The 23,310-nt window shown below is 72.3% G+C and carries 23 protein-coding genes and 2 pseudogenes; 19 read left to right on the forward strand and 6 right to left on the reverse strand.

The window, feature by feature from the left end:
* Window positions 1–16 precede the first annotated feature (16 nt).
* The 5 genes from BJF80_RS16205 (at window position 17) to BJF80_RS18970 (ending at window position 5,442) form a co-directional block, all read left to right on the forward strand.
* A complete protein-coding gene (locus tag BJF80_RS16205) occupies window positions 17–1,540 on the forward strand; it encodes a molybdopterin-dependent oxidoreductase (RefSeq protein WP_075815157.1) in 1,524 nt (507 codons plus the stop codon).
* A 150-nt stretch (window positions 1,541–1,690) separates the two neighbouring features.
* Window positions 1,691–2,281 carry a fasciclin domain-containing protein gene (locus tag BJF80_RS21325; protein ID WP_083673755.1) on the forward strand — a complete coding sequence of 197 codons (591 nt, stop codon included), beginning with the start codon at window positions 1,691–1,693 and terminating at the stop codon, window positions 2,279–2,281.
* A gap of 194 nt (window positions 2,282–2,475) precedes the next feature.
* The gene (gene lepA, locus BJF80_RS16215) at window positions 2,476–4,401 is read left to right on the forward strand and encodes a translation elongation factor 4 (protein ID WP_075815382.1); all 1,926 of its coding nucleotides are present in this window, start codon (window positions 2,476–2,478) and stop codon (window positions 4,399–4,401) included.
* Window positions 4,398–5,183, forward strand: coding sequence for a tRNA (guanosine(46)-N7)-methyltransferase TrmB (trmB, locus tag BJF80_RS16220; RefSeq protein WP_237767671.1), 786 nt, complete (start codon window positions 4,398–4,400; stop codon window positions 5,181–5,183). The genes lepA and trmB overlap by 4 nt, the downstream gene beginning before the upstream one ends.
* A gap of 91 nt (window positions 5,184–5,274) precedes the next feature.
* Window positions 5,275–5,442, forward strand: coding sequence for a hypothetical protein (locus BJF80_RS18970; RefSeq protein ID WP_158068555.1), 168 nt, complete (start codon window positions 5,275–5,277; stop codon window positions 5,440–5,442).
* A 27-nt stretch (window positions 5,443–5,469) separates the two neighbouring features.
* On the opposite strand, the gene ppk2 is transcribed toward BJF80_RS18970, so the two are convergent.
* A complete protein-coding gene (gene ppk2, locus BJF80_RS16225; RefSeq protein ID WP_022925637.1) occupies window positions 5,470–6,360 on the reverse strand; it encodes a polyphosphate kinase 2 in 891 nt (296 codons plus the stop codon).
* 87 nt (window positions 6,361–6,447) lie between these two features.
* Between ppk2 and hemW the strand changes: the two genes are divergently transcribed.
* Window positions 6,448–7,716, forward strand: a complete 1,269-nt coding sequence (gene hemW / locus BJF80_RS16230) for a radical SAM family heme chaperone HemW (RefSeq protein WP_075815159.1) — start codon at window positions 6,448–6,450, stop codon at window positions 7,714–7,716.
* On the forward strand, window positions 7,709–8,374 hold the full coding sequence (locus BJF80_RS16235) for a hypothetical protein (RefSeq protein WP_143554161.1): 666 nt from the start codon (window positions 7,709–7,711) through the stop codon (window positions 8,372–8,374). Before hemW ends, BJF80_RS16235 begins: the two co-directional genes overlap by 8 nt.
* A 421-nt stretch (window positions 8,375–8,795) precedes the next feature.
* Here the strand turns inward: BJF80_RS16235 and BJF80_RS16240 are convergent, their stop codons facing one another.
* The 3 genes and pseudogenes from BJF80_RS16240 to fumC form a co-directional block, all read right to left on the reverse strand.
* Window positions 8,796–9,137 carry a DUF4870 domain-containing protein gene (locus tag BJF80_RS16240; RefSeq protein ID WP_075815163.1) on the reverse strand — a complete coding sequence of 114 codons (342 nt, stop codon included), beginning with the start codon at window positions 9,135–9,137 and terminating at the stop codon, window positions 8,796–8,798.
* Window positions 9,138–9,328: 191 nt separating this feature from the next.
* Window positions 9,329–10,210, reverse strand: coding sequence for a DUF3097 domain-containing protein (locus BJF80_RS16245; protein WP_075815165.1), 882 nt, complete (start codon window positions 10,208–10,210; stop codon window positions 9,329–9,331).
* Between the two features lie 79 nt (window positions 10,211–10,289).
* A pseudogene (gene fumC / locus BJF80_RS16250) lies at window positions 10,290–11,695 on the reverse strand (class II fumarate hydratase).
* Between the two features lie 91 nt (window positions 11,696–11,786).
* On the opposite strand from fumC, the gene hrcA reads away from it, so the two are divergent.
* The 8 genes from hrcA to era all read left to right on the forward strand — a co-directional run bounded on the left by hrcA (window position 11,787) and on the right by era (window position 20,104).
* The gene (gene hrcA / locus BJF80_RS16255) at window positions 11,787–12,806 is read left to right on the forward strand and encodes a heat-inducible transcriptional repressor HrcA (protein WP_075815167.1); all 1,020 of its coding nucleotides are present in this window, start codon (window positions 11,787–11,789) and stop codon (window positions 12,804–12,806) included.
* An 84-nt stretch (window positions 12,807–12,890) separates the two neighbouring features.
* Entirely contained in the window at window positions 12,891–14,018 is a 1,128-nt protein-coding gene (dnaJ, locus tag BJF80_RS16260; protein ID WP_075815169.1) for a molecular chaperone DnaJ, read from the forward strand.
* A gap of 3 nt (window positions 14,019–14,021) precedes the next feature.
* Complete coding sequence (locus BJF80_RS16265) at window positions 14,022–14,753, forward strand: 16S rRNA (uracil(1498)-N(3))-methyltransferase (protein ID WP_075815171.1); 732 nt, start codon at window positions 14,022–14,024, stop codon at window positions 14,751–14,753.
* Complete coding sequence (locus tag BJF80_RS16270) at window positions 14,750–16,150, forward strand: MFS transporter (protein ID WP_075815173.1); 1,401 nt, start codon at window positions 14,750–14,752, stop codon at window positions 16,148–16,150. Before BJF80_RS16265 ends, BJF80_RS16270 begins: the two co-directional genes overlap by 4 nt.
* 13 nt (window positions 16,151–16,163) lie before the next feature.
* Entirely contained in the window at window positions 16,164–17,222 is a 1,059-nt protein-coding gene (locus tag BJF80_RS16275) for a PhoH family protein (protein WP_075815175.1), read from the forward strand.
* Window positions 17,219–17,740, forward strand: coding sequence for an rRNA maturation RNase YbeY (ybeY, locus tag BJF80_RS16280; RefSeq protein WP_075815177.1), 522 nt, complete (start codon window positions 17,219–17,221; stop codon window positions 17,738–17,740). The genes BJF80_RS16275 and ybeY overlap by 4 nt, the downstream gene beginning before the upstream one ends.
* A complete protein-coding gene (locus BJF80_RS16285) occupies window positions 17,737–19,191 on the forward strand; it encodes a hemolysin family protein (protein ID WP_075815179.1) in 1,455 nt (484 codons plus the stop codon). The genes ybeY and BJF80_RS16285 overlap by 4 nt, the downstream gene beginning before the upstream one ends.
* On the forward strand, window positions 19,181–20,104 hold the full coding sequence (gene era / locus BJF80_RS16290; RefSeq protein WP_075815181.1) for a GTPase Era: 924 nt from the start codon (window positions 19,181–19,183) through the stop codon (window positions 20,102–20,104). Before BJF80_RS16285 ends, era begins: the two co-directional genes overlap by 11 nt.
* 35 nt (window positions 20,105–20,139) lie before the next feature.
* On the opposite strand, the gene BJF80_RS16295 is transcribed toward era, so the two are convergent.
* On the reverse strand, window positions 20,140–20,343 hold the full coding sequence (locus BJF80_RS16295) for a hypothetical protein (protein WP_075815183.1): 204 nt from the start codon (window positions 20,341–20,343) through the stop codon (window positions 20,140–20,142).
* Window positions 20,344–20,346: 3 nt separating this feature from the next.
* The gene (locus tag BJF80_RS16300) at window positions 20,347–20,817 is read right to left on the reverse strand and encodes a PH domain-containing protein (protein ID WP_075815185.1); all 471 of its coding nucleotides are present in this window, start codon (window positions 20,815–20,817) and stop codon (window positions 20,347–20,349) included.
* Between the two features lie 120 nt (window positions 20,818–20,937).
* Here BJF80_RS16300 and dhaK point away from each other — a divergent pair, with 120 nt between their 5' ends.
* The 4 genes and pseudogenes from dhaK to BJF80_RS20570 form a co-directional block, all read left to right on the forward strand.
* Window positions 20,938–21,939 carry a dihydroxyacetone kinase subunit DhaK gene (gene dhaK / locus BJF80_RS16305; protein ID WP_022925622.1) on the forward strand — a complete coding sequence of 334 codons (1,002 nt, stop codon included), beginning with the start codon at window positions 20,938–20,940 and terminating at the stop codon, window positions 21,937–21,939.
* A gap of 4 nt (window positions 21,940–21,943) precedes the next feature.
* The gene (gene dhaL, locus BJF80_RS16310; RefSeq protein ID WP_075815187.1) at window positions 21,944–22,570 is read left to right on the forward strand and encodes a dihydroxyacetone kinase subunit DhaL; all 627 of its coding nucleotides are present in this window, start codon (window positions 21,944–21,946) and stop codon (window positions 22,568–22,570) included.
* A 10-nt stretch (window positions 22,571–22,580) separates the two neighbouring features.
* Window positions 22,581–23,081 (forward strand): dihydroxyacetone kinase phosphoryl donor subunit DhaM, encoded by a 501-nt coding sequence (gene dhaM, locus BJF80_RS17980; protein ID WP_083673758.1) that lies wholly within the window; start codon window positions 22,581–22,583, stop codon window positions 23,079–23,081.
* Window positions 23,078–23,254: pseudogene (locus tag BJF80_RS20570) on the forward strand (HPr family phosphocarrier protein); the annotation flags it as partial. The gene dhaM and the pseudogene BJF80_RS20570, both read left to right, overlap by 4 nt.
* Window positions 23,255–23,310 lie beyond the last annotated feature (56 nt).

Consider the following 23,310-nt stretch of genomic DNA (forward strand, 5'->3'; position numbering starts at 1 on the left):
GGGCCGAACCCTGGGCATGACGACGACACCCACCCGCCGGACGGCCCGCGCGGCCGGAGCCGGCTCCGGCCTGCTCGCCGGGGCCTCCGGCGTGCTCGCCGGCACGGGGCTGGCGGCGGTCCTGGGCGTCACCGGACCGGTCGTGGCCGTCGGCAACCGGGTGGTGGACCTGACGCCCCGCCCGGTCAAGGAATGGGCCATCGAGACCTTCGGCAGCGCGGACAAGCTCGTGCTGCTCTCCGGGGTGCTCGTCGTCCTCGCGGTCGCGCTCGCCGTCCTCGGCATGGTCGGGGTGCGCCGCCGCGCGGCGGCGCTCACCGGGCTGGCCGTCCTCATCGCGCTCGCCGCCGCCGCGATGCTCCTCGACCCGGCGCAGGGGGCCGGGTCGCTGGAGATCCTCGCGTGCGTCGCCGTGATGCTGGCGGTCGGCCTGGGGGGACTGGCGTGGATGCTCTCCTCGCTCGATGCCCCGGCACGCGAGGACGGTCCACGCCGGCGCAGCGTGCTGGCCGCGGCCTCGGGGGTGGCCGCCGTCGGTGCGGTCGGCGCCGCCGCGCGGACGGCGGGGAGCCGCTCTGCCGGCCCGGCGGCGCTGGACCTGCCGCAACCGGCGACGGCGGCCGAGCCGGTTCCCTCCGGGGTGAGCTTCGACGTGGACGGCCTCACGCCGCACATCACGCCCACCGAGAAGTTCTACCGTGTCGACACGGCGCTGCAGGTGCCCCAGGTGGAGGCACGGGACCACGTCCTGCGCATCACCGGGATGGTCGACCGCCCGCTCGAGCTCACCGTCGCTGACCTGCTGGAGCGCGACCTCGTCGAGCGCCGCATCACCATGACCTGCGTGAGCAACCCGGTCGGTGGTGACCTGCTGGGCACGGCGACCTGGATCGGCATACCCACGCGTGAGCTGCTCGCCGAGGCTGGCGTGCAGGACGGCGCCGACGCGGTCCGCTCGGTGAGCACCGACGGCTTCACCGCCGGCACCCCGCTCGGCGTGCTGACCGACGACCGCGGCGCCCTCGTCGCGCTCGGGATGAACGGCGGTCCGCTGCCGGCCGAGCACGGCTACCCGGTGCGGATGGTCACGCCCGGTCTCTACGGCTACGTCTCCGCCACCAAGTGGCTCACCGAGCTGGAGGTGACCCGGTTCGAGGACTTCACCGCCTACTGGACCGACCGCGGGTATGCCGCGAAGGCCCCGATCAAGCTCTCCTCCCGGATCGACGTGCCCGGCCCCTTCGCCCAGCTGGGCGCGGGGGACGTGACCGTCGCGGGCGTCGCCTGGGCGCAGACCGTCGGCGTCGAGCGGGTCGAGGTCCGCGTCGACGAGGGGGAGTGGCACGACGCCGAGCTGGGCGTCGAGGACTCCGACCAGACCTGGCGCGCCTGGCGCTGGGTGTGGCCGGCCGAGCCGGGGAACCGCCGGCTCGAGGTCCGCGCGACCGATCGCGCGGGCCAGGTACAGACCTCCCGGCGGGAGCCCATCGCTCCTGACGGGTCGACCGGGTGGCACAGCGTGACGGTCTCCGTCGCCTGACCACCGACCCATCAGAAAGGAATGCACGATGCGTATCTCCAAGGGAATTCTTGCCGTCTCCATGGCCTCGATGCTCGCCCTGTCCGCCTGTGGCGGGGGCGAGGACATGTCCGACGAGGCCGCAGCGCCGCCGAGAGTGCCAGCGAGGACATGGGCTCGGAGGAGGAGAGCTCTGAGGACATGGAGTCCGAGGAGGACATGGCCGACGACGAGATGGCCACCGAGGACGACATGGCCATGGACCCGGCCGCGGGCCTGGTCGGTCCCGGCTGCGAGGACTACGCCGCGCAGGTGCCGGACGGCGCCGGCTCGGTCGAGGGCATGGCCCAGGACCCGGTCGCCGTGGCCGCCTCCAACAACCCGCTGCTGACCCAGCTGACCGCTGCCGTCTCCGGCGAGGTCAACCCGGACGTCAACCTGGTCGACACCCTCAACGGCGACGAGTTCACCGTCTTCGCCCCGGTCGACGAGGCCTTCGAGGCCATCGACGACGAGACGATGGCGACCCTCGGCGAGGACGCGGAGCTGCTCCAGTCGATCCTCACCTACCACGTCGTCCCCGGTCAGATGACCCCGGACGAGGTCGCGGGCGAGCAGACCACCGCCCAGGGCGAGACCCTGGAGGTGACCGGCTCCGGCGACGAGCTCATGGTCAACGACGCCTCCGTCATCTGCGGTGGCGTCCAGACCGCCAACGCCACCGTCTACCTCATCGACGGTGTGCTGATGCCGCAGGGCTGACCCCCAAGACCGGCGCCACCGCGGGAAGAGACCACCCGCGGCGGCGCCTTCCCGAGACGCGCGTCCGGGCCCCGTCCCTTCCGTCGGGAGCCCGGGCGCGCGCCTTCGTCTCCCTGGCCGGTCCGGCGTGCCCGGCATGGGAGACTGGAGGGCAGACCCCTGTCCGCGCGACGCATACCTGTGAGGTGCCCGCCCTGTCTCCGCTCGCCCGCCCCGACACCGTGCCGCAGCCGGCCGCGACCCCGCCGGAGGTGATCCGCAACTTCTGCATCATCGCGCACATCGACCACGGCAAGTCGACCCTGGCCGACCGGATGCTGCAGGTCACCGGTGTGGTGGACCAACGGCAGATGCGGGCGCAGTACCTCGACCGCATGGACATCGAGCGCGAGCGTGGCATCACCATTAAGAGCCAGGCCGTGCGGATGCCGTGGACCGCGACGCAGGAGCCTGGTCCACGGAGCAGCGGGAGCGAGCGACCGCAGGGAGCTCCGAGCCGTGAGCGGACGTATGTCCTGAACATGATCGACACCCCGGGTCACGTCGACTTCACCTACGAGGTGAGCCGCAGCCTCGCGGCCTGCGAGGGGGCGGTGCTGCTCGTCGACGCGGCGCAGGGCATCGAGGCGCAGACGCTGGCGAACCTCTACCTCGCGATGGAGAACGACCTCGCGATCATCCCGGTGCTCAACAAGATCGACCTGCCCTCGGCCCAGCCGGAGAAGTATGCCGAGGAGATCGCGGGCCTCATCGGCTGCGACCCGCAGGACGTGCTCAAGGTGTCCGGCAAGACCGGCGAGGGCGTCCCGGAGCTGCTGGACCGCATCGTCGCCGAGATCCCGCCGCCGGTGGGTGACGCGGACGCCCCGGCGCGTGCCATGATCTTCGACTCGGTCTACGACACCTACCGCGGCGTCGTCACCTACGTGCGGGTCGTGGACGGCAGCCTGTCCCCGCGCGAGCGGATCGCGATGATGTCGACCAAGGCCACCCACGAGCTGCTGGAGATCGGGGCGATCAGCCCCGAGCCGGCGCCGACGAAGGGCCTGGGCGTGGGTGAGGTGGGCTACCTCATCACCGGGGTCAAGGACGTGCGCCAGTCCAAGGTCGGCGACACGGTGACGGGGGAGCGGCGGCAGGCCGACCAGCCGCTCGGCGGCTACAAGGACCCCAAGCCGATGGTCTTCTCGGGGCTCTACCCGATCGACGGCTCGGACTACCCGATCCTGCGCGACGCGCTGGACAAGCTGAAGCTCAACGACGCGGCGCTGGTCTACGAGCCGGAGACCTCCGGGGCCCTGGGCTTCGGCTTCCGCGTCGGCTTCCTCGGGATGCTGCACCTCGAGATCGTCCGGGAGCGGTTGGAGCGGGAGTTCAACCTCGACCTCATCTCGACCCTGCCCAACGTCTCCTACGACGTGCGGCTCGACGACGGCACCGAGCTCGAGGTGACCAACCCCAGCGAGTTCCCGGCCGGCAAGATCGCCTCCATCACCGAGCCGGTGGTCCGCGGGACCGTGCTCGCCCCGAGCGAGTTCATCGGGGCGATCATGGAGCTGTGCCAGGCGCGCCGCGGCACCTTGCTCGGGATGGACTACCTCTCGCCGGAGCGGGTCGAGCTGCGCTACACCCTGCCGCTGGCGGAGATCGTCTTCGACTTCTTCGACGCGCTGAAGTCCAGGACCCGGGGGTATGCCTCGCTCGACTACGAGCCCTCCGGCGACCAGGAGGCGGACCTGGTCAAGGTGGACATCCTGCTGCAGGGCGACACCGTCGACGCCTTCAGCGCCATCGTGCACCGGGACAAGGCCTACGCCTACGGCGTGCAGATGGCCGGCAAGCTCAAGGAGCTCATCCCTCGGCAGCAGTTCGAGGTGCCGGTGCAGGCGGCGATCGGCTCGCGCGTCATCGCCCGCGAGACCATCCGCGCCATCCGCAAGGACGTCCTGGCCAAGTGCTACGGCGGTGACATCAGCCGCAAGCGCAAGCTGTTGGAGAAGCAGAAGGAGGGCAAGAAGCGGATGAAGATGGTCGGCTCCGTCGAGGTGCCGCAGGAGGCCTTCATCGCCGCGCTCTCCCAGGACGGCAGCGGCGCCGAGCCCGCGAAGAGCAAGAAGTGACCCGACCGGACACCCCGTCCGTCCGCCCCGAGGCCCCGACGGGTCACCAGGCGCACGGCCACCCGGCCGTGGGGCCGCGCCCGTTGGCACGCACCCGGTCCTTCACCCGGCGCGGTGGCCGGATGCTCAAGGACTCCCACCAGGCCGCCTGGGACCGGTATGCCGACGCCCTCGTCCTCGACGTCCCCCGCCCGCACGGCGCGGACGGCTCGACCGGGGTGGACCCGGCACACCGGATCGACCCGGAGGAAGTCTTCGGGCGGACGGCGCCGCTGGTGGTGGAGATCGGCTCCGGCTCGGGGGACGCCCTGGTGAACGCCGCGACCGAGCAGCCGGGCTGGGACTTCCTGGCCCTGGAGGTGTGGCGCCCGGGCATCGGGCACGCGATGGCCAAGATGGACAAGGGGGAGCCGCTCACCAACGTCCGCTTCGTCGAGGCCGACGCCGCGTTGGCGCTGCAGACGATCCTGCCGCCGGGCTGCGCCCACGAGGTGTGGACCTTCTTCCCCGACCCGTGGCCCAAGACGCGCCACCACAAGCGCCGGCTCGTCTCCGCGGAGTTCGCCTCGACCGTGGCCGACCTCGTGCGCCCCGGCAGCCTGTGGCGGCTCGCGACCGACTGGGCCGACTACGCCGACGCGATGCGCACGGTGCTGGACCGGCATACCGCCTGGGAGCTGGAGTCCACCGAGCGCGCCCCGCTGCGGCCGATGACCCGCTTCGAGCGCCGCGGCATCGAGGCCGGTCGGCACATCACCGACCTGGCGTACCGGCGCGGCTGAGGCGCCGTCGGTCGGGCGGCGCATCGCCCACACCGGGTCGCCGCGACGGGGGGCCAGGGGTGTGTTGCCGGGCGCACGTCACCGATCGGGCGTGGGTGGAGGCCATGCCGACATCGGGTGCCACGAGGAGTTCGAGGACGTCGACCGGCAGATCACGACCTTCGTCAACAAGGACGGCTTCGTCACCCCCTCCTGCGCCCGGCCGGCCCGGTCTGCACCTCCGGAGAGCGCCACCGGGCGGACGGCACTCACCCTATGACGGTCCCGCCGTCAGCTCAGCTGATGATCAGTCGCCGGCGCTGTCCCGGGCCCGCTTGACCAGCCGAGGGTCGGGCCGGAGGACGACGTCGTGGTCCTTGCCCTCGTATTCGAACTGGGACAGGAAGTGGCGCATGGCGTTGATGCGGGCGCGCTTCTTGTCGTTGCTCTTGATCGTCACCCAGGGCGCCCAGTCGGTGTCCGTGCGCCGGAACATCTCCTCCTTGGCCTCGGTGTAGGCCTCCCACCGGTCCAGGCTCTCCAGGTCCATGGGCGACAGCTTCCACTGCCGCACCGGGTCCAGCTGCCGGATCGCGAAGCGGGTGCGCTGCTCGGTCTGGGTGACCGAGAACCAGAACTTCGTGATCGACACCCCGGCCTCGACGAGCATCTGCTCGAAGAGCGGAGCCTGGATCATGAACCGGTCGTACTCCGCGCTCGAGCAGAAGCCCATGACCCGCTCGACCCCGGCGCGGTTGTACCAGGACCGGTCGAAGAGCACCATCTCACCGGCGGTCGGCAGGTGCTGGATGTAGCGCTGGAAGTACCACTGCCCGGCTTCGACCTCGGTCGGCTTGTTGAGCGCGACCACCCGGGCGCCGCGAGGGTTGAGGTGCTCGGTGAAGCGCTTGATCGAGCCGCCCTTCCCGGCGGCGTCGCGTCCCTCGAAGATCAGGACGTGCCGGCTGCCGTGGTCCTTGGCCCAGTACTGGAACTTCAGCAGCTCCACCTGCAGCAGCCACTTCTCGACCTCGTAGTAGTCCCGGGTCATCCGCTCGCTGTAGGGGTAGTCCTCGCGCCAGGTGTCGACCGCACTGCCGTCAGGCGTGATGAGGTCCGGGTCCGACCCCTGGTCGTCCCGGACGGTGTACCCCTGCACCCGCAGGGTGTCGATGTACTCGCGGAGGCGCTGCTGCACCCTCTGACCCTAGCGCGCGCCGGTGACGTGCAGGTGGACGACCCGGGACCGGCGTCGACGAAGTTCACGGGTGGGAGAATCGCCGGTATGCCCTCCACCTTCCCCCCGGGCGAGGCCGCGCCCGAGGACGGCTCGCTGCCGCCGTCCGCGCTGGAGGGTATGCCCGGCCGTCCCTTCTCGGTCTACCTGCACGTGCCGTTCTGCCGGGTCCGCTGCGGCTACTGCGACTTCAACACCTACACGCTTCCCGAGCTCGACGACGGTGCGGCGCCGGAGGGCTACCTGGCGGCGGCTCACGGCGAGCTCGACGTGGCCGCCCGGGTGCTGGCACCCGGCGGCCCCGGGCCGGTGCAGACGGTCTTCGTCGGGGGCGGCACGCCGACCATGCTGTCCCCGGTCGCCCTGGGCTCGCTGGTCACGGGGGTCCGGGACCGGTGGGGGTTGGCGCCCGACGCCGAGGTGACCACGGAGGCCAACCCGGACACGATCACCCCGCAGGTCGCCGAGCAGCTCGCGGCGCACGGCTACACCCGGGTCAGCCTGGGGATGCAGTCGGCCGTCCCGCACGTGCTGCAGACCCTCGACCGGACCCACGACCCGGCCGGTGTGGCGCGGGCGGTCACCGCCGTCCGCGGGGCCGGGCTCCAGGTCAGCCTCGACCTCATCTACGGCACCCCGGGCGAGTCGCTCGGGGACTGGCGCACGAGCCTGGAGGAGGCGGTGGCCCTGGAGCCGGACCACGTCTCGGCCTACGCCCTGGTCGTGGAGCCGGGCACCCGGCTGCACGGACAGGTGCGTCGCGGCGAGGTCCCGGCGCCGGAGGACGACGACGAGGCGGACAAGTACGAGCTGGCCGACGAGCTGCTCGCGGCCGCGGGCTACGGGTGGTACGAGATCTCCAACTGGGCGCGCTCGCCCGAGCACCGGTGCCGGCACAACGTGGCCTACTGGAACGGCGCGGACTGGTGGGGGGTCGGGCCCGGTGCGCACAGCCACGTCGGCGGGGTCCGCTGGTGGAACGTCAAGCACCCGCGCGCCTACGCCGACCGGCTGGGTCGGGGTCTCAGCCCGGTGCACGAGCGCGAGGTCCTCGACGACGAGCAGCGGTATGCCGAGCGCGTCCTGCTGGGGGTCCGGCTGGCCGACGGGCTGCCGCTGGGCGCCCTCGAGCAGTCGGGTCGTGCCGCGGTGGCCGGGCTGGTCGCCGACGGGCTGGTCGACGGTCGGTCGGCGGTGCAGGGGAGGGTCGTGCTGACCCTGCGCGGGCGGCTGCTGGCCGACACCGTGGTCCACCGCCTCCTCCCGACGCCGCAGCGCAGCCCGTCGTCGTCCTCCCTGGGCAGCGCCGGTGAGTGAGTGCCCCGGCCCGCTGCGCGGGACGGACATGGGTCGGGTGCTGCGGACCTTCCGCTGCTGGCCCGGACCGATCTCGTCGGCAGTGATGACCCTGATCACGGTCGGGGTGGTGGCCTGGCAGTGGTGGGCCGTCCCGGACGACCCGCTCTGGTTCCGGTTCTTCGTGCTGTTCCTCATGCTGCTGCTCTGCTCAGCGCTGGCGCTGCCGGGGATCCTCGAACGGCACCGGGTGTGCGAGCACGGTCTGGTGCTGGGCTACGGTCCCACGCGCAGCGCGAGGTATGTCGTCCCCTGGTCGAGCGTCGACCCCGGGCGCGTGCGCCTGCTGCGCCGAGGGCAGCTGATCTCGCGGCACCGGGGGATGCCGCAGGTCAGCCCGCACTACCGGATCGGCACCGGCCCCTTGGCCTACCGCTCGCTGGCTGTGAACGGCCTCGACACGGCGACCAACCCGTCGCGGGACGGCCGACGCGGTTCCGGCTACGCGTGGTGGCTCCTGGGCAGTCCCCAGCCGGAGAAGGTGGCGAGGGCCATCGAGGACGCGATGGTGGCGGACGGGCATACCCGGGCCAGGGGGCTGGCCGTCCGCGCCGTCGAGCAGGAGATCGTCGTGCCCTGGACCCCGGGGCCGCCCCCGCTCCGGCCACGCGCGAGATAGACCTCGCCCGTCCGGCGCAGTTCACCGACACGCCAACGGTGGTCCCCTGTCACGACACCTGCTGCCCCGACACTGGGGGCAGACCCTGCCGGGTATGAGCCTGCAGGGCCTGAACACCCCGGACGAGGTGTGGCCCGGTTCGCGAAGTATGAGTTCGCGAACCGGGCCACGGCCAGCCGTGATGCTGCTGGCGGTGCGCAAGGGGCCAGAGGCTCTGCTCCCGCATCACCGGGAGGTCCGCCCCGAGGGGCGGTCGAATCCTCGGCCGTCTCGCGACCCGCACTCCCCGAGGGGAGTGCGTGCAGACATGTCTACGCCTGGAGGCCCGCCCGCGCAAGAGGTCGCGACGGAGAATTCGTCGCCCCTCGGCGTGTCGCGGTGGACACGCCGAGCAGCGGTGAGGGGTGTGGCTGGTGGGGCCTCAGCTCAGCAGGCGCAGCTGGAACGGGTAGTCGTAGACCCGCCCGTCCGCGGCGCGCAACGCGCCCTTGATGTGGCACCAGAGCTGGATGACGACGAGGGCGATCCAGCCGGGGATCGCCCAGACGAGCCCGATGAAGAGCGTCAGGAAGACGCTGATCCACAGCCCGACGCTGATGATCGCCAGCGTGAGGTTGAAGTTGAAGGCACCGGCAGAGGCCGTCCGCACCGCAGCCGACTTGTCCTTGTAGAACAGCCAGATGAGCAACGGCCCGAGGAAGGGCACCCAGCCGACGCTGAGCAGCATCGACAGCGGGGCCGACAGGTGGGCGAGCAGCATCATGGTGCGCTCGTCGCCCTCGAGGGCGGGGCCTCGTGCTTCCCTGCCGTACCCGGTCGATCCGCCGTAGCTCTGCGGGCCCGGTGGCGGCCCCGAGGGTGTGCCCGGCTGCGGCTGGCTCTGCTGCCCGTCGCCCTGTCTGGGGTCCTGCCAAGGTTGGCTGCTCGGGGGAGGTGGTGTCTGGGTCATGCTGCTCACTCCTCGTGAGGTGGTGGAACCGTGACGAAGTCGATCAACTCTTCGACGCTGGCGAGCAGCGTCGGTTCCAGGTCGCGGTAGGAACGCACGGTGCCCAGGATCCTCTTCCACCCCTGGGCGACGTCCGCCTGCGACGCGTGCGGCCAGCCGAGCTCGGCGAGGATGCCGTGCTTCCACGAGCGACCACGCTCGATGACCGGCCAGGCGTCCAGCCCGAGCCGGGCCGGCTTCACCGACTGCCAGACGTCGACGTAGGGGTGACCGAGGATCCGCACCCAGGGGCTGACCCGTTGCGCCTCCTGGACGATGCGGGTCTCCTTGGTGCCGGGCACGAGGTGGTCGACGAGTATGCCGAGCCGCTGGTCCCGGGTCGGGCCGAAGCCACGGATCTCCGCCGCCAGGTCGTCGACGCCGTTCAGCATCTCGACGACCACGCCCTCCACCCGCAGGTCGTCACCCCAGACCTTCTCCACCAGCTCGGCGTCGTGCCGTCCCTCGACCCAGAGACGCGAACCGGTGGCGACCCGGGCGGGCTGGTCGGAGACGCGCACCGATCCGCTCGCGGTGCGGCGCGCGGTCTCACGACGGGCGGCCAGGTGGTCGTTCGCCCGCTGGTCGACGGGCGCGGTGAGCACGACGGGGCTGCCGTCGAGGAGGAAGCCTGGTCCGAGCGGGAAGCCCTTGCGCCGCCCACGCCGGTCCTCCAGGTGGACCACCTGCATGCCCCCGACCTTCTCGACCCCGACGACGGCGCCGCACCATCCGGTGTCGACGTCCTCGACGACGAGGCCCGGATCGGCGCTCACCTCCTGGGCGCGGCCGCGCCGGGGGGCACGCCAGTCGGTCGACAGGACATCGGTGCCGTAGCGGTCGTTCACAACGGACGACCGTAACGCGTGTGACTGATGAGGTCGGTGAGGCGCGCCCTCGACGCGGTCGGTCGCGGCGTCGGACGGGTCAGACCTGCCGAGGTCGGGTCATGTCCAGCGGCACGACCCAGGCGTCGAACTCCTCGGCGGTGAGGTGGCCGCTCTCCAGGGCCGCCTCGCGCAGCGTCTGCCCGGACTTGTGGGCCGACTTGGCGATCGCGGCCGCCTTGTCGTAGCCGATGTGCGGGTTGAGCGCCGTGACCTGCATGAGGTTGCTGGCCAGGTTGGCCTCGATCCGCTCGGTGTGCGGCTCGATGCCCTGGGCGCAGCCGGCGTCGAAGGCGAGGCAGGCGTCCGCGATGAGCCGGATGCTCTCGAGCACCGCGTGCACCATGACCGGCTTGAAGACGTTGAGCTGGAAGTTGCCCTGGCTGCCGGCGAAGCCGACGGTCGCGTCGTTGCCGAAGACCCGCGTCGCGACCATCGTCATGGCCTCGGACTGGGTGGGGTTCACCTTGCCCGGCATGATCGAGCTGCCCGGCTCGTTCTCCGGGATGAGCAGCTCGCCGATGCCGTTGCGCGGCCCGGAGGCCAGCCACCGCACGTCGTTGGCCATCTTCATGAGGGCCCCCGCGAGGTCCGCAGCGAGGACGAGGTCTGCACCAGCGCGTCGTGCGCGGACAGCGCCGCGAACTTGTCGTCCGCGCTGCGCAGCTCCAGGCCCGCCTCCTCGCCCATCTTCCGCGCGGCGAGCGCGCCGAAGTCGGGGTGGGCGTTGAGCCCGGTGCCGACCGCCGTGCCGCCGATCGCCAGCTCGCGCAGCCCCTCCCCGGCGTGCCGGACCTCGCCCAGGGCGTAGTCCAGCTGGGCGACCCAGCCGCCGATCTCCTGGCCGAGCGTGATGGGAGTGGCGTCCTGCAGGTGGGTGCGGCCGACCTTGACGACGTCGGCATACTGCTCCGCCTTGGCCGCCAGCGTGTCGCGCAGCGTCGTGACCCCCGGCTCGAGCCGGTCCCGCAGCTCCAGCAGCACCGCGATGTGCATGGCGGTGGGGAAGGTGTCGTTGCTGCTCTGCCCGCGGTTGACGTGATCGTTGGGGTGCACCGGGGTCTTGCTGCCCATCTCGCCGCCGGCCAGCTCGATGGCGCGGTTGGAGATGACCTCGTTGCTGTTCATGTTGCTCTGTGTGCCCGACCCTGTCTGGAAGACCACGAGCGGGAAGTGGTCGTCCAGGTCCCCGGCGATGACCTCGTCGGCCGCCCGGACGACGAGGTCGGCGACGTCCTGCGGCAGCTCGCCCAGCTCGGCGTTGGCCTGGGCGGCGCCCTTCTTGAGGATCCCCAGCGCCTGGATGATCGGCCGCCCCCAGACGAAGGTGTCCTGGCCGATGGGGAAGTTGCGGATGCTGCGCTGCGTCTGCGCCCCCCAGTAGCGGTCGGCGGCGACCTCGACCTCGCCCATGCTGTCCGTCTCGATGCGCACTCCGCTGTCCATGGCGGACATGGTATGCCTCCCCTCGCCGCTCCCGTAGACTGGCACTCCTGTCCGACGAGTGCCAACGAGTGCCCAGGGAGGAGGCAGACCGGTGAGCGACGACCGACGGCTGGACGTGCTGCGCGCGATCGTGCAGGACTACGTGCGGACCTCGGAGCCGGTCGGCTCCAAGTCCCTGCTGGAGCGGCACCAGCTGGGCGTCTCGGCCGCCACGGTGCGCAACGACATGGCCGTGCTGGAGGAGGAGGGGCTCATCACCGCCCCGCACACCAGCGCGGGCCGGGTGCCCACCGATGCCGGCTACCGCCTCTTCGTCGACCGGCTGCAGCAGATCAAGCCGATGACCCGGGCCGAGCGCACCGCGATAGCCCGTTTCCTCGACGGCGCCGTCGACCTCGACGACGTCGTCTCCCGCACCACGCGCCTGCTCTCCAGCCTCACCCAGCAGGTCGCGGTGATGCAGTATCCCAGCCTGTCCCGCTCCACCGTCCGGCACGTCGAGCTGGTCCCGGTGGGTGGCACCCGCCTCATGATCGTCCTCATCGTCAACACCGGGCGGGTGGAGCAGCGGGTGGTCGACGTCGGGCGTGACCTCACCCTCGAGCCCGAGGTGGTCGCGCAGCTGCGGGCCGTCGTCAACGAGCTCACGGTGGGCGAGCGGCTCAGCACGGTCGCCGCCGGCACGGCCACGACCGGCACCCGGGTGGCCCCCGCCGACCGCGCGCTCGCCGAGGTCGTCCTCGACGCGCTGGCCGACGCCGCCGACGAGCAGACCGAGGAGCGCATCGCCATGGCGGGCACCGGCAACCTGGCGCGCGTCGGCAGCGACTTCCCCACGTCTCTCTCGCAGGTCCTCGAGGCGCTGGAGGAGCACGTCGTCCTGCTCAAGCTCATGGGGAGCATGGCGAGCCTCGACGACGCCAGCACCGTCGCCGTCTCCATCGGTGCCGAGAACCCCTACGAGCCGTTGCGCACGACCTCCGTCGTCGCGACCACCTACGGCACCGCCGGCGGGCTCGGGGTGGTCGGACCGACGCGGATGGACTACCCGCAGGCGATGGCCACCGTCCGCGCCGTCGCCCATTACGTCGCCGACATCCTGGATGGGTGAGCCACCTCACGGCATACCCCGACCTCGCCCATCGTTGAACCCGACCAGACCGCAAACGCCACGACCGCAAGGACGTCCTACGCCGTGAACGACTATTACGCCGATCTCGGGGTGGCCCGCGAGGCCAGCGCCGAGGAGATCAAGAAGGCCTACCGCAAGAAGGCCCGCCAGCTGCACCCCGACGTCAACCCCGGCCCCGAGGCGGAGGCGGAGTTCAAGCGGGTGAGCCAGGCCTACGACGTGCTGGGCGACCCGGCCAAGCGCGCGTCCTACGACCGGGGGCAGGACCCCTACGGCGGCGCGACCGGTGGCTTCGGGCAGGGCTTCACCTTCAGCGACATCATGGATGCCTTCTTCGGGGGCACCGCTGCCGGCGCCCGCGGGCCGCGCTCGCGCACCCAGCGCGGGCACGACGCGCTGATCCGGTTGGACGTGGACCTGCAGACCGCCGTCTTCGGTGGCGAGCAGACCCTGCAGATCGACACCGCGGTGGTGTGCAGCACGTGCAGCGGCGCCGGCGCCCAGCCCGGCACCGGCACCCGCAGCTGCGACGTCTGCAGCGGACGTGGTGAGGTCCAGCAGGTGCAGCGATCCTTCCTCGGCCAGGTGATGACCTCGCGGCCGTGCCAGGCCTGCCGCGGCTTCGGCGACGTCATCGAGCACCCCTGCTTCGACTGCTCCGGCGAGGGCCGGGTCCGCACCCGGCGCGACCTCACCCTCAAGGTGCCCGGCGGCGTCGACTCCGGGACCCGGATCGCGCTCGCCGGCGAGGGCGAGGTGGGTCCCTTCGGCGGTGAGCCCGGCGACCTCTACGTCGAGATCGCGGTCGAGCCGCACGACGTCTTCACCCGGCGCGGCGACGACCTGCACTGCACGCTCGAGGTGCCGATGACGGCGGCCGCGCTGGGGGCGACCCTGCCGGTGGAGACCTTGGACGGGCCGGTCGAGGTGGACCTGCGGCCGGGCACGCAGCCGGGGCACACCCTCTCCCTGGACGGCAAGGGTGTCACCCACCTGCGGGGCCAGGGGCGGGGCGAGCTGGTCGTCCACCTGGACGTCAAGGTGCCCACCAAGCTGGACGACCGGCAGCGCGAGCTGCTCGCGCAGCTCGCCGAGAGCCGCGGTGAGTCGAGCCCGACCGGCCGGATGGGCAGCTCCGGCGGTGGCGCCGGTCGCAAGCACAGCCTGTGGGACGCCCTGCGGGGCCGGTGAGGCGTGAGCGACCCGCTCTTCCTCGTCGACCCTGAGGAGCTCGGGACGGACCGACCGCGGCTGCAGGGCACCGAGGGGCGGCACGCCGCGACCGTGCAGCGCATCACCGCAGGGGAGACGGTGCTGCTGTCCGACGGCCGGGGTCGGGGCGCGCGCTGCCGGGTGCTGGGTGCGGAGCGGTCCGAGCTGCAGCTCGAGGTCGTGGAGCGGTTGGACGAGCCCGAGCCGGCACTGCGCGTGGTGCTCGCCCAGGCGCTCGCCAAGGGCGACCGCGACCTGCAGGCGATCGAGGCCGCGACCGAGCTCGACGTCGACGAGGTGGTGCCGTGGCAGGCCGACCGCAGCGTCGTCCGGTGGCGCGGGGAGCGCGTCGCCAAGTCGTTGCGCCGCTGGGACCAGGCACTCGGGAGCGCGACCAAGCAGTCGCGACGGCTGCGCCGGCCCGCGCTCGGCCAGCCTGTCGGGCGCACCGGTCTGCTCGACCGGGTCGCGGGGAGCGCACTGACCCTGGTGCTCCACGAGGAGGCGACCGAGCCGCTGGCCTCGGTCGACCTGCCGGACTCCGGGGACCTGCTGCTCGTCGTCGGGCCCGAGGGCGGGATCTCTCCCGAGGAGCTCGACGACCTGGTCGACGCCGGTGCCCGACCGGTCCGTCTGGGGCGGACCGTCCTGCGGACCTCCACCGCCGGCCCGGCGGCGCTCGCCGTGCTCGGCGCCTCGGGCAGGTGGCGGTGAGCAGCAGCGCAAGGACGACGCGGGAGGCGGCTCCCCGCAGCGGGGCGGTCTTCGCCCCGGGCATCCGCAGCGCCTCGGTCGGCGCCACCGTGCTCATCGCGATGTTCGCGCTGGAGTACATCGCCGTCGGCGCCGCCATGCCGACGGTCGCGGATGCGCTCGACGGCTACCACCTCTACAACATGGCCTTCGGCGCCACCGTCGCCCTCAGCGTGGTCGGGATGATCCTCGCGGGCTGGTGGTCCGACCGCTCCGGGCCCCGGCCGGTGGTCGTCGCCGGGTCCGCGGTCTTCGCCGCCGGGCTGCTCGTGGCCGGGCTCGCGCCGACGATGGAGGTCCTCATCGTCGGGCGGGCGCTGCAGGGCCTGGGCAGTGGGCTGGCCTCGGTGGCGATCTACGTCGTCATCGCCCAGCGGGTGCCGGACGGCCTGCGCCCCGCGGTCTTCTCCCTGCTCGCCGCGGCCTGGGTCCTGCCCGGTCTCGCCGGTCCGCTGCTGACCGGGACCCTGGTCGAGCACCTGTCCTGGCGGTGGGTCTTCCTCGGCGTGGTGCCCGTGGTCCTGCTGTCGGTCTGGGTCCTCCGCCCGGCGCTGCGCGCCACCTACCCCGGTGACGACGCGGGCTACCTGCGCGGCTCCGTCATCGGCTGGGCGGTGGTCGCCGCGCTCGGCGTGGGTCTGCTCAACCTCGCCGGCGACCGGCTCAGTCGCTGGGAGTATGCCGTCGGCGCGCTCGTCCTGGTCCTGCTGGTCCTGGCGGCCCGCCGCCTGCTGCCGCGGGGGACGCTCTCGCTGCGGCGGGGGCTGCCCTCGGTGGTCGGTGTGCGCGCGGCCCTCGGCGGGTCGTTCATCGCGGCCGAGGCCTACCTGCCGCTCATGCTGCGCGACGAGCACGGCTACAGCCCGGCGCAGGCGGGTGCCGTGCTCGCCGTCGCGTCGTGCACCTGGGCGTTCGGGTCGTGGGGCCAGGCGCGCGTCGGCCCGGGCCGCGACCGCTACCGGCTCATGGTCGCGGGCACGCTGCTGTATGCCGTCCTCATGGTGCTCCTGGCCGTGTCCGTGTCGGCCTCGTGGCCCGGGTGGGCGGTCATCGCGCTCTACGGTCTCGCCACGCTCGGGGTGGGGATCGCCTACCCGACCACCTCGCTGCTGACGATGCGGCTGTCGCCGGAGGCCGAGATCGGGCGCAACTCCTCCTCGTTGCAGGTGGGAGAAGCGCTGACCAGTGCCTTCGTCCTGGCGGTCACCGGTGTCGTCTTCGGCGTCTCCTACGCCACCGCCCCCCACACCGCCTTCGTCGGCACCCTGGTCGTCGCGGTAGCCGTCGGGCTGCTCTCGGTGGGCAGCGCGCTGCGGGCCCGTCCCGCGGACCCGGCGCCTGTCCGTGCCGCCGTCTAGACTGGGATCCCTCATGACGCAGACCGATCCCACCGCCGCACCGCAGCCCACGCATACCGTCGTCATCCCCGACGAGGTCCCGATGGTGACCCTCCTCGGTCCCCGCGACGAGCTCCTGCGCACCGTCGAGCGCGCCTTCCCCAAGGTCGACGTGCACGTGCGCGGCAACGAGTTCCGGCTCACCGGCGACTCCGCCGAGCTGGCGCTGGTCGAGCGCCTCGTCGACGAGCTGCTCGCGATCGTGGGGCGCGGGCAGCCGCTCAACCGGGACGCCGTCGAGCGCAGCATCGGTATGCTACGCACCGCGACCTCGGACCGGCCGGCCGACGTGCTGACGATGAACATCGTGTCCAACCGGGGCAAGACCATCCGGCCCAAGACGCTCAACCAGAAGCACTACGTCGAGGCGATCGACGCGCACACCATCGTCTTCGGGCTCGGCCCGGCCGGCACCGGCAAGACCTACCTCGCGATGGCCAAGGCCGTGGCGGCGCTGCAGGCCAAGGAGGTCAACCGGATCATCCTCACCCGCCCCGCGGTCGAGGCGGGGGAGCGGCTGGGCTTCCTGCCCGGCACCCTCACCGACAAGATCGACCCCTACCTGCGGCCGCTTTACGACGCGCTGCACGACATGGTCGACAGCGACTCGATGTCGAAGCTCATGGCGGCCGGGACCATCGAGGTCGCGCCGCTGGCCTACATGCGGGGGCGCTCGCTCAACGACGCCTTCATCATCCTCGACGAGGCGCAGAACACCTCGCCCGAGCAGATGAAGATGTTCCTCACCCGGCTGGGCTTCGGCTCCAAGATGGTCGTCACCGGTGACACCACCCAGGTCGACCTCCCGGGCGGCACCCGGTCCGGGTTGCGGGTGGTCCAGGACATCCTGGCCGACGTCGACGACATCCACTTCTCGCACCTGACCAGCCAGGACGTCGTGCGGCACCGGCTGGTCAGCGACATCGTCGACGCCTACGGCCGCTTCGACGACCGGGCGCGCCGCGCCGGCTCCCGGCGCGAGGCACGGGCTACGCCCCGTCCTGGACCCGCGCCGGAAGAGGGCAGCGGATGATCGAGGTCCTCAACGAGTCCGGGGAGATCCCCTCACCGGTCCCGGAGAGCGAGCTGGCCGACCTCGGACGTCACGTCCTGGACCAGCTGCGGGTCAACCCTCGCGTGGAGCTGATCATCACGCTCGTCGACGAGGACACGATGGCCAACCTGCACGAGCGGTGGATGGACCTGCCCGGCCCGACCGACGTCATGAGCTTCCCTATGGACGAGCTGCGTCCGGGAGGTCGCGGGTCGAGCCACGGCGACGGCGAGGGTGAGCCTGGCGGGGTGCTGGGGGACGTGGTGCTCTGCCCGTCGGTCGCCCGGAAGCAGGCGACGCAGGCCGGGCACGCCGTGGGTGACGAGATGCTGCTGCTGACCACGCACGGCATCCTGCACCTGCTCGGCTTCGACCACGCCGAGGAGGCGGAGCGGCGCGAGATGTTCGACCTGCAGCGCACCCTGCTGCTCACCTTCCTGGCCCACCGGGGTCGCACCACCCGGGCGGCGGACGACGACGTGGTGGGCCAGGCGTGACCACGCTGGTCCTGGTGGCACTGGTGACCACCGTGATCGCCTTCCTGCTCACGGCGGGGGAGACAGCCCTGCAGCGCGTGACCCTCCGCCGGGTGGAGCAGCTCCTCGACGAGGGGCGCTCGGGGGCGCGGGCGCTGCTGCGGATCAGCGCCGACCCGGCCCCCTACCTCGCCGTCGCGGCCTTCGTGCGGGTGGCCGCCGAGGCGGCGACCGCCGTCATGGTGACGGTGGCGGTCGACGTGCTCACCGACTCCCACCTGCAGACCGCGCTCGTCGCGATCGCGATCATGTCGGTGCTCACCTTCGTCGTGGTGGGCGTCTCGCCGCGCACCCTCGGCCGGCAGCACACCGAGTCGGTGGCCCTGGTCGCCGCGCCGGTGGTCCGGCTGCTGCGCCTCTTCCTCGGCCCGGTCGCCAAGCTGCTCGTCGTCTTCGGCAACGCCGTGACGCCGGGACGCGGGTATACCGAGGGGCCGTTCGCGACCGAGACCGAGCTGCGCGAGCTCGTCGACCTGGCGGGGGAGTCCTCGGTCATCGAGGACGACGAGCGGGAGATGATCCACTCGATCTTCGAGCTGGGCGACACCGTCGCCCGCGAGGTGATGGTGCCGCGCCCGGACCTCGTGACCATCAAGGCCGAGAAGGTGCTGCGGCAGGCGATGTCGCTGCTGCTGCGCTCCGGGTTCTCCCGGGTGCCCGTGGTCGGCGAGGACACCGACGACGTGCTCGGGATGCTCTACTTCAAGGACGTTGCGCGGGCGGTCAACAGCCGAGCCGCGTCCGCGGACGCCGTGCCGGTCACCGAGGTGATGCGGCCGGTACAGCGGATCCCGGAGATGAAGCGGGTCGACGACCTGCTCAAGGAGATGCAGCAGGGCCGGCAGCACGTCGCCGTGGTCATCGACGAGTACGGCGGCACGGCAGGGTTGATCACCATCGAGGACATCGTCGAGGAGATCGTGGGGGAGATCACCGACGAGTACGACCGCGACAGCGTCGAGGTGGAGGAGGTCGTCGACGAGGACGGGACGACCCGCACCCGCGTCCCGGCGAACCTGCCGGTGGACGACCTCGCCGAGATGTTCGACGTCGAGATCGAGACCGAGGACGTCGACTCGGTGGGTGGGCTGCTCGCGACCGCCATCGGGATGGTGCCCATCCAGGGTGCGGTCGGCGAGTTCGCCGGTCTGGAGCTGACCGCCGAGCGCATGGCCGGTCGTCGGCGGCGGGTGGCGACGGTCCTGGTCCGCCGGGTTCCCGAGCCGGAGGCCATCGACGACGGCCACGACGATGAGGCCGACGAGGACGACGGCAGCGACCGCGCGGCTGCGACCAGGCGTGGCGAGGGTCACGAGGCAGAGGCCGTCCGTCCTCGCGACCGCGACCGCCCTCGACACCGTGATCGCGACAGAGACCGCCACGACGACGAGGTGAGCACCCGTGTCCGCTGAGCAGACGGCATACCGCGCGGGCTTCGCCTCGCTCGTCGGCCGACCCAACGCCGGGAAGTCGACGCTGACCAACGCGCTCGTCGGGAGCAAGGTCGCGATCACCTCCTCCAAGCCGCAGACCACGCGGCACGCGATCCGCGGCATCCGCACCACCGACAGCTCGCAGCTGATCCTCGTCGACACCCCGGGCCTGCACCGCCCGCGCTCGCTGCTGGGGCAGCGGCTCAACGACCTGGTGCGCGAGACCCTGCTGTCGGTGGACGTCATCGGGTTCTGCCTGCCCAGCGACCAGCGGGTCGGACCCGGCGACACCTTCATCGCGCGCGATCTCGCCGACCTGCACCGGGTCCGGAAGGTGCCCGTGATCGCCATCGCGACCAAGGCCGACACGGTGAGCCGGGACCGGCTGGCCGAGCACCTCGTCGCGATCGACGGTCTCGGCGACTGGGACGCGATCATCCCGTGCTCGGCCACCGGCGGCGACCAGGTCGAGGAGGTTGCCGACCTGCTCGCGGCCCACCTGCCGGTCTCGCCCCCGCTCTACCCCGCCGACCAGATCACCGACGAGACGACCGTGGTGCAGATCGCCGAGCTGGTCCGGGAGGCCGCGCTCGAGGGGGTGCGCGACGAGCTCCCGCACAGCCTGGCCGTGCAGGTCGAGGAGATCGTGCCGCGCGAGGACCGCCCGGCGGACTCCCCGCTGTCGGACGTGCGCGTCAACGTCTTCGTCGAGCGGTCCAGCCAGAAGGCGATCATCATCGGCCGTGGCGGCTCACGGCTGCGAGAGGTCGGCACCGAGGCCCGGCGCGGCATCGAGGACCTGCTCGGCCACCGCGTGAACCTCGACCTGCACGTCAAGGTGGCCAAGGACTGGCAGCGCGACCCCAAGGCCCTGGACCGGCTGGGCTTCTGAGCCGGGGTGGGCTCGCACCGGGGTGAGTCGTGCGCTCAGCCCCGCGTGGGGTAGGGCTCGTCCCGCCCCGAAGGGATGAGCCGGGTCTGCTCACCGCAGGCGGTGCAGCGATAGGTGAACCGGACGGTCATGCCGTGCCACTGGTCCTCCACGACAGGGCCCTCGCCGGGGTCGTCGGCGGTGCGCTCGAAGTCGAGGCTGTCGCATCGCGCGCAGCGTGCCCGGTGTGAGGTGCCCACCGATCAGCACCGGTCCGTCGGGTCGGCCTCGCGGGCGAGGGTGGCCCGCGGCGGGCGCGCCGCACGGACGGCGTCACCCTGCTCGGGCGGCACGGCGGGCAGCGTGACCCGGCTGCCGTCGGTGAGACGGACGGCGACGTCGGTGGCCCAGCGTCCACCCTCGGTGTCGATGCTCTCGATGTCCGACCACGGGAGAAGCCGTTCTCGGGTGAGGTATCCGCGCACGAGCAGGCCGTCAGCCGTCGCACGGGTCCGCGGACGCACCTGGGCCAGGGCGAGGAGGACGAGCAGGAGGTTGGCGACCAGCCCCACCACCCTGCTGGGGCCCGGTCCCGCGAGGAGCACCAGGACGACCTGCGTCAGCACGAGCACCACGAGCAGAACCGCCAGCAGGCGCCACCACCTCACCCCCGGGCCGGAGAGGACCTGCCACTCGCTGGCCCCGGTGCTCGGACCCTGCTGCTCGCTGCTCACGCCGTCATCGTGCCCCAGGTCGGCATCCGCCGCGCGGTGCGGCGTCTACCTCGGCCGACCCCGGGACGCGACATCGGCATACCTGCGCCCCTGGTCACGATCCGTGGCAGAGTGACGCCTATGAAGAAGCTCCTGAACGACCCCGCCGACGTGGTCGTCGAGGCGCTGGCGGGGATGGCGGCCGCCCACCCCGACCAGCTGCGCGTCGACCTCGACCACAAGCTCGTGCTCCGCGCCGACGCGCCGGTCTCCGGCAAGGTCGCCCTCGTCTCCGGCGGCGGCTCCGGCCACGAGCCGCTGCACGGCGGCTTCGTCGGTCGCGGCATGCTCTCCGCCGCCTGCGCCGGGGAGGTCTTCACGTCGCCGGTCCCCGACCAGATCCTCGCCGCCACGACCGCCGTCGACGGCGGCGCCGGGGTGCTGCACGTCGTCAAGAACTACACCGGCGACGTCATGAACTTCGAGATGGCCGCCGAGCTGGCCGGCGAGTCCGGCATCCAGGTGGAGGCTGTCGTCACCGACGACGACGTCGCCGTGCAGGACAGCCTCTACACCGCCGGGCGGCGCGGCGTCGGCGTGACGGTGCTGCTGGAGAAGATCGTCGGGGCCGCTGCCGAGGAGGGGCAGGACCTGGCGTCCTGCGCCGCCCTGGCCCGTCGGGTCAACGAGCAGGGACGCTCCATGGGGATCGCGCTGACCTCCTGCACCGTGCCCGCGGCGGGGAAGCCGACCTTCGAGCTCGCCGACGACGAGATGGAGATCGGGATCGGGATCCACGGCGAGCCGGGTCGGTCCACGGAGAAGCTCGCGCCCGCCCGGGACATCGCCGCACGACTGGTCGAGCCGGTGGTCTCGGATCTGTCGCTGGAGCGTGGCGAGCAGGTGATCGCCTTCGTCAACGGCATGGGCGGCACCCCGCTGCTCGAGCTCTACCTCATGTACGGCGAGGTGCAGCGCCTCCTGGACGACGCGGGGATCGAGGTGGCCCGGTCGCTCGTCGGCAACTACATCACCTCGCTGGAGATGGCGGGGTGCTCGGTCACGCTGCTGCGCGCCGACGAGGAGATGACGCGCCTGTGGGACGCTCCTGTGGACACTCCCGGCCTGCGATGGGGAGGATGAGCACATGGCTGACCTGAACTCATTCCAGGCGTGGATCGCCGCCTGCGCCGCAGGCATCGACGAGCGCGCCGACGACCTGACCGAGCTCGACCGTGCCATCGGCGACGCCGACCACGGCAGCAACATGAGGCGCGGCTTCGGCGCCTGTGCCCAGCTCGCCGAGCAGGAGGACTTCACGAGCGTGGACGCCTACCTGAAGAAGGTCGGCATGACGCTCGTGAGCACCGTCGGCGGCGCCTCCGGCCCGCTCTACGGCACCTTCTTCCTGCGTCTCGCCGGGCCGTTGGCCTCCAGCGAGGACATCGGTCCCCGTGAGTTCGGGCAGGCCCTGCGGGCCGGGGTCGAGGGCATCGTGGCGCGCGGCAAGGCCGAGGCGGGCGACAAGACCATGTATGACGCGCTGGCACCCGCGCTGGAGGCCTTCGACGAGACCTCGGCCACCGGCGCCGGGCTGGGGGAGTCGCTGCAGGCGGCCGCCCGGGCCGCCGCAGAGGGCCGGGACGCGACCGAGCCGATGATCGCGCGCAAGGGTCGCGCCTCCTACCTCGGCGAACGCAGCGCCGGACACCAGGACCCCGGCGCCACCAGCGCCACCGTGCTCATCGAGGCCGCCGCGCAGACCCTGTCGTGAGCGTCTCCCGATGATCTCGCTGGTCGTCGTCTCGCACAGCCGCCCCCTGGCGCGGGCGGCGGCGGCGCTCGCCGCGGAGATGAGCTCGGCCGAGGGGCCCGCCGTCGAGGTCGCCGCCGGGCTGGACGAGGACACGACCGGCACCGACGCCCTCGCCATCTCCGAGGCGGTCACCCGTGCCGACGCCGCGAGCGGCGGCGAGGGCGTGCTCGTCCTGCTCGACCTCGGCAGCGCGGTGCTGTCCGGCGAGATGGCCCTCGAGATGCTCGAGCCCGAGGTGGCCGAGCGGGTGCGGCTCAGCGCCGCGCCGCTCGTCGAGGGGCTCATCGCCGCCGTGGTCGCCGCCGGCACCGGGGCGGACCTCGACGCCTGCGCCGCCGAGGCGGTCCGAGGTCTCGACGCGAAGCGCACCCACCTCGCGAGCCCGGCGCGGCGGATCAGACGCCGGGCGACGCCCAGGGCGAGGCCGCGGACGACCCCTGCGAGTGGGGCTGCATCGAGGTGTCGGTGACGGGTGAGCACGGGCTGCACGCTCGCCCGGCCGCACGGCTCGTCACGACGGCCGGAGCCGTGTCGCCGGGGACCCGGGTGCGGGTGCGCAACCAGACGACCGGCACCGGGCCGGTCGACGCGCTCAGCCTGAGCGGGGTGGCGACGCTCGGGGCACAGCAAGGACACGTGCTGCGCGTCGAGGCCACGGGAGAGCAGGCCGAGCAGATCCTCGCGCAGATCGCCGACCT

This window comes from Serinicoccus sp. CUA-874 (genome assembly GCF_001942225.1).
Taxonomy (GTDB): Bacteria; Actinomycetota; Actinomycetes; order Actinomycetales; family Dermatophilaceae; genus Ornithinicoccus; species Ornithinicoccus marinus.

What these genes read in the sequence shown, in the direction of transcription:
- BJF80_RS16205 (WP_075815157.1), top strand. Translation starts at nt 17, where the DNA reads ATGACGACGACACCCACCCGCCGGACGGCCCGCGCGGCCGGAGCCGGC.
- BJF80_RS21325 (WP_083673755.1), top strand. Translation starts at nt 1,691, where the DNA reads ATGGGCTCGGAGGAGGAGAGCTCTGAGGACATGGAGTCCGAGGAGGAC.
- hemW (WP_075815159.1), top strand. Translation starts at nt 6,448, where the DNA reads ATGCCCTCCACCTTCCCCCCGGGCGAGGCCGCGCCCGAGGACGGCTCG.
- BJF80_RS16240 (WP_075815163.1), bottom strand. Translation starts at nt 9,137, where the DNA reads ATGATGCTGCTCGCCCACCTGTCGGCCCCGCTGTCGATGCTGCTCAGC.
- BJF80_RS16275 (WP_075815175.1), top strand. Translation starts at nt 16,164, where the DNA reads ATGACGCAGACCGATCCCACCGCCGCACCGCAGCCCACGCATACCGTC.
- ybeY (WP_075815177.1), top strand. Translation starts at nt 17,219, where the DNA reads ATGATCGAGGTCCTCAACGAGTCCGGGGAGATCCCCTCACCGGTCCCG.
- dhaK (WP_022925622.1), top strand. Translation starts at nt 20,938, where the DNA reads ATGAAGAAGCTCCTGAACGACCCCGCCGACGTGGTCGTCGAGGCGCTG.
- dhaL (WP_075815187.1), top strand. Translation starts at nt 21,944, where the DNA reads ATGGCTGACCTGAACTCATTCCAGGCGTGGATCGCCGCCTGCGCCGCA.
- dhaM (WP_083673758.1), top strand. Translation starts at nt 22,581, where the DNA reads ATGATCTCGCTGGTCGTCGTCTCGCACAGCCGCCCCCTGGCGCGGGCG.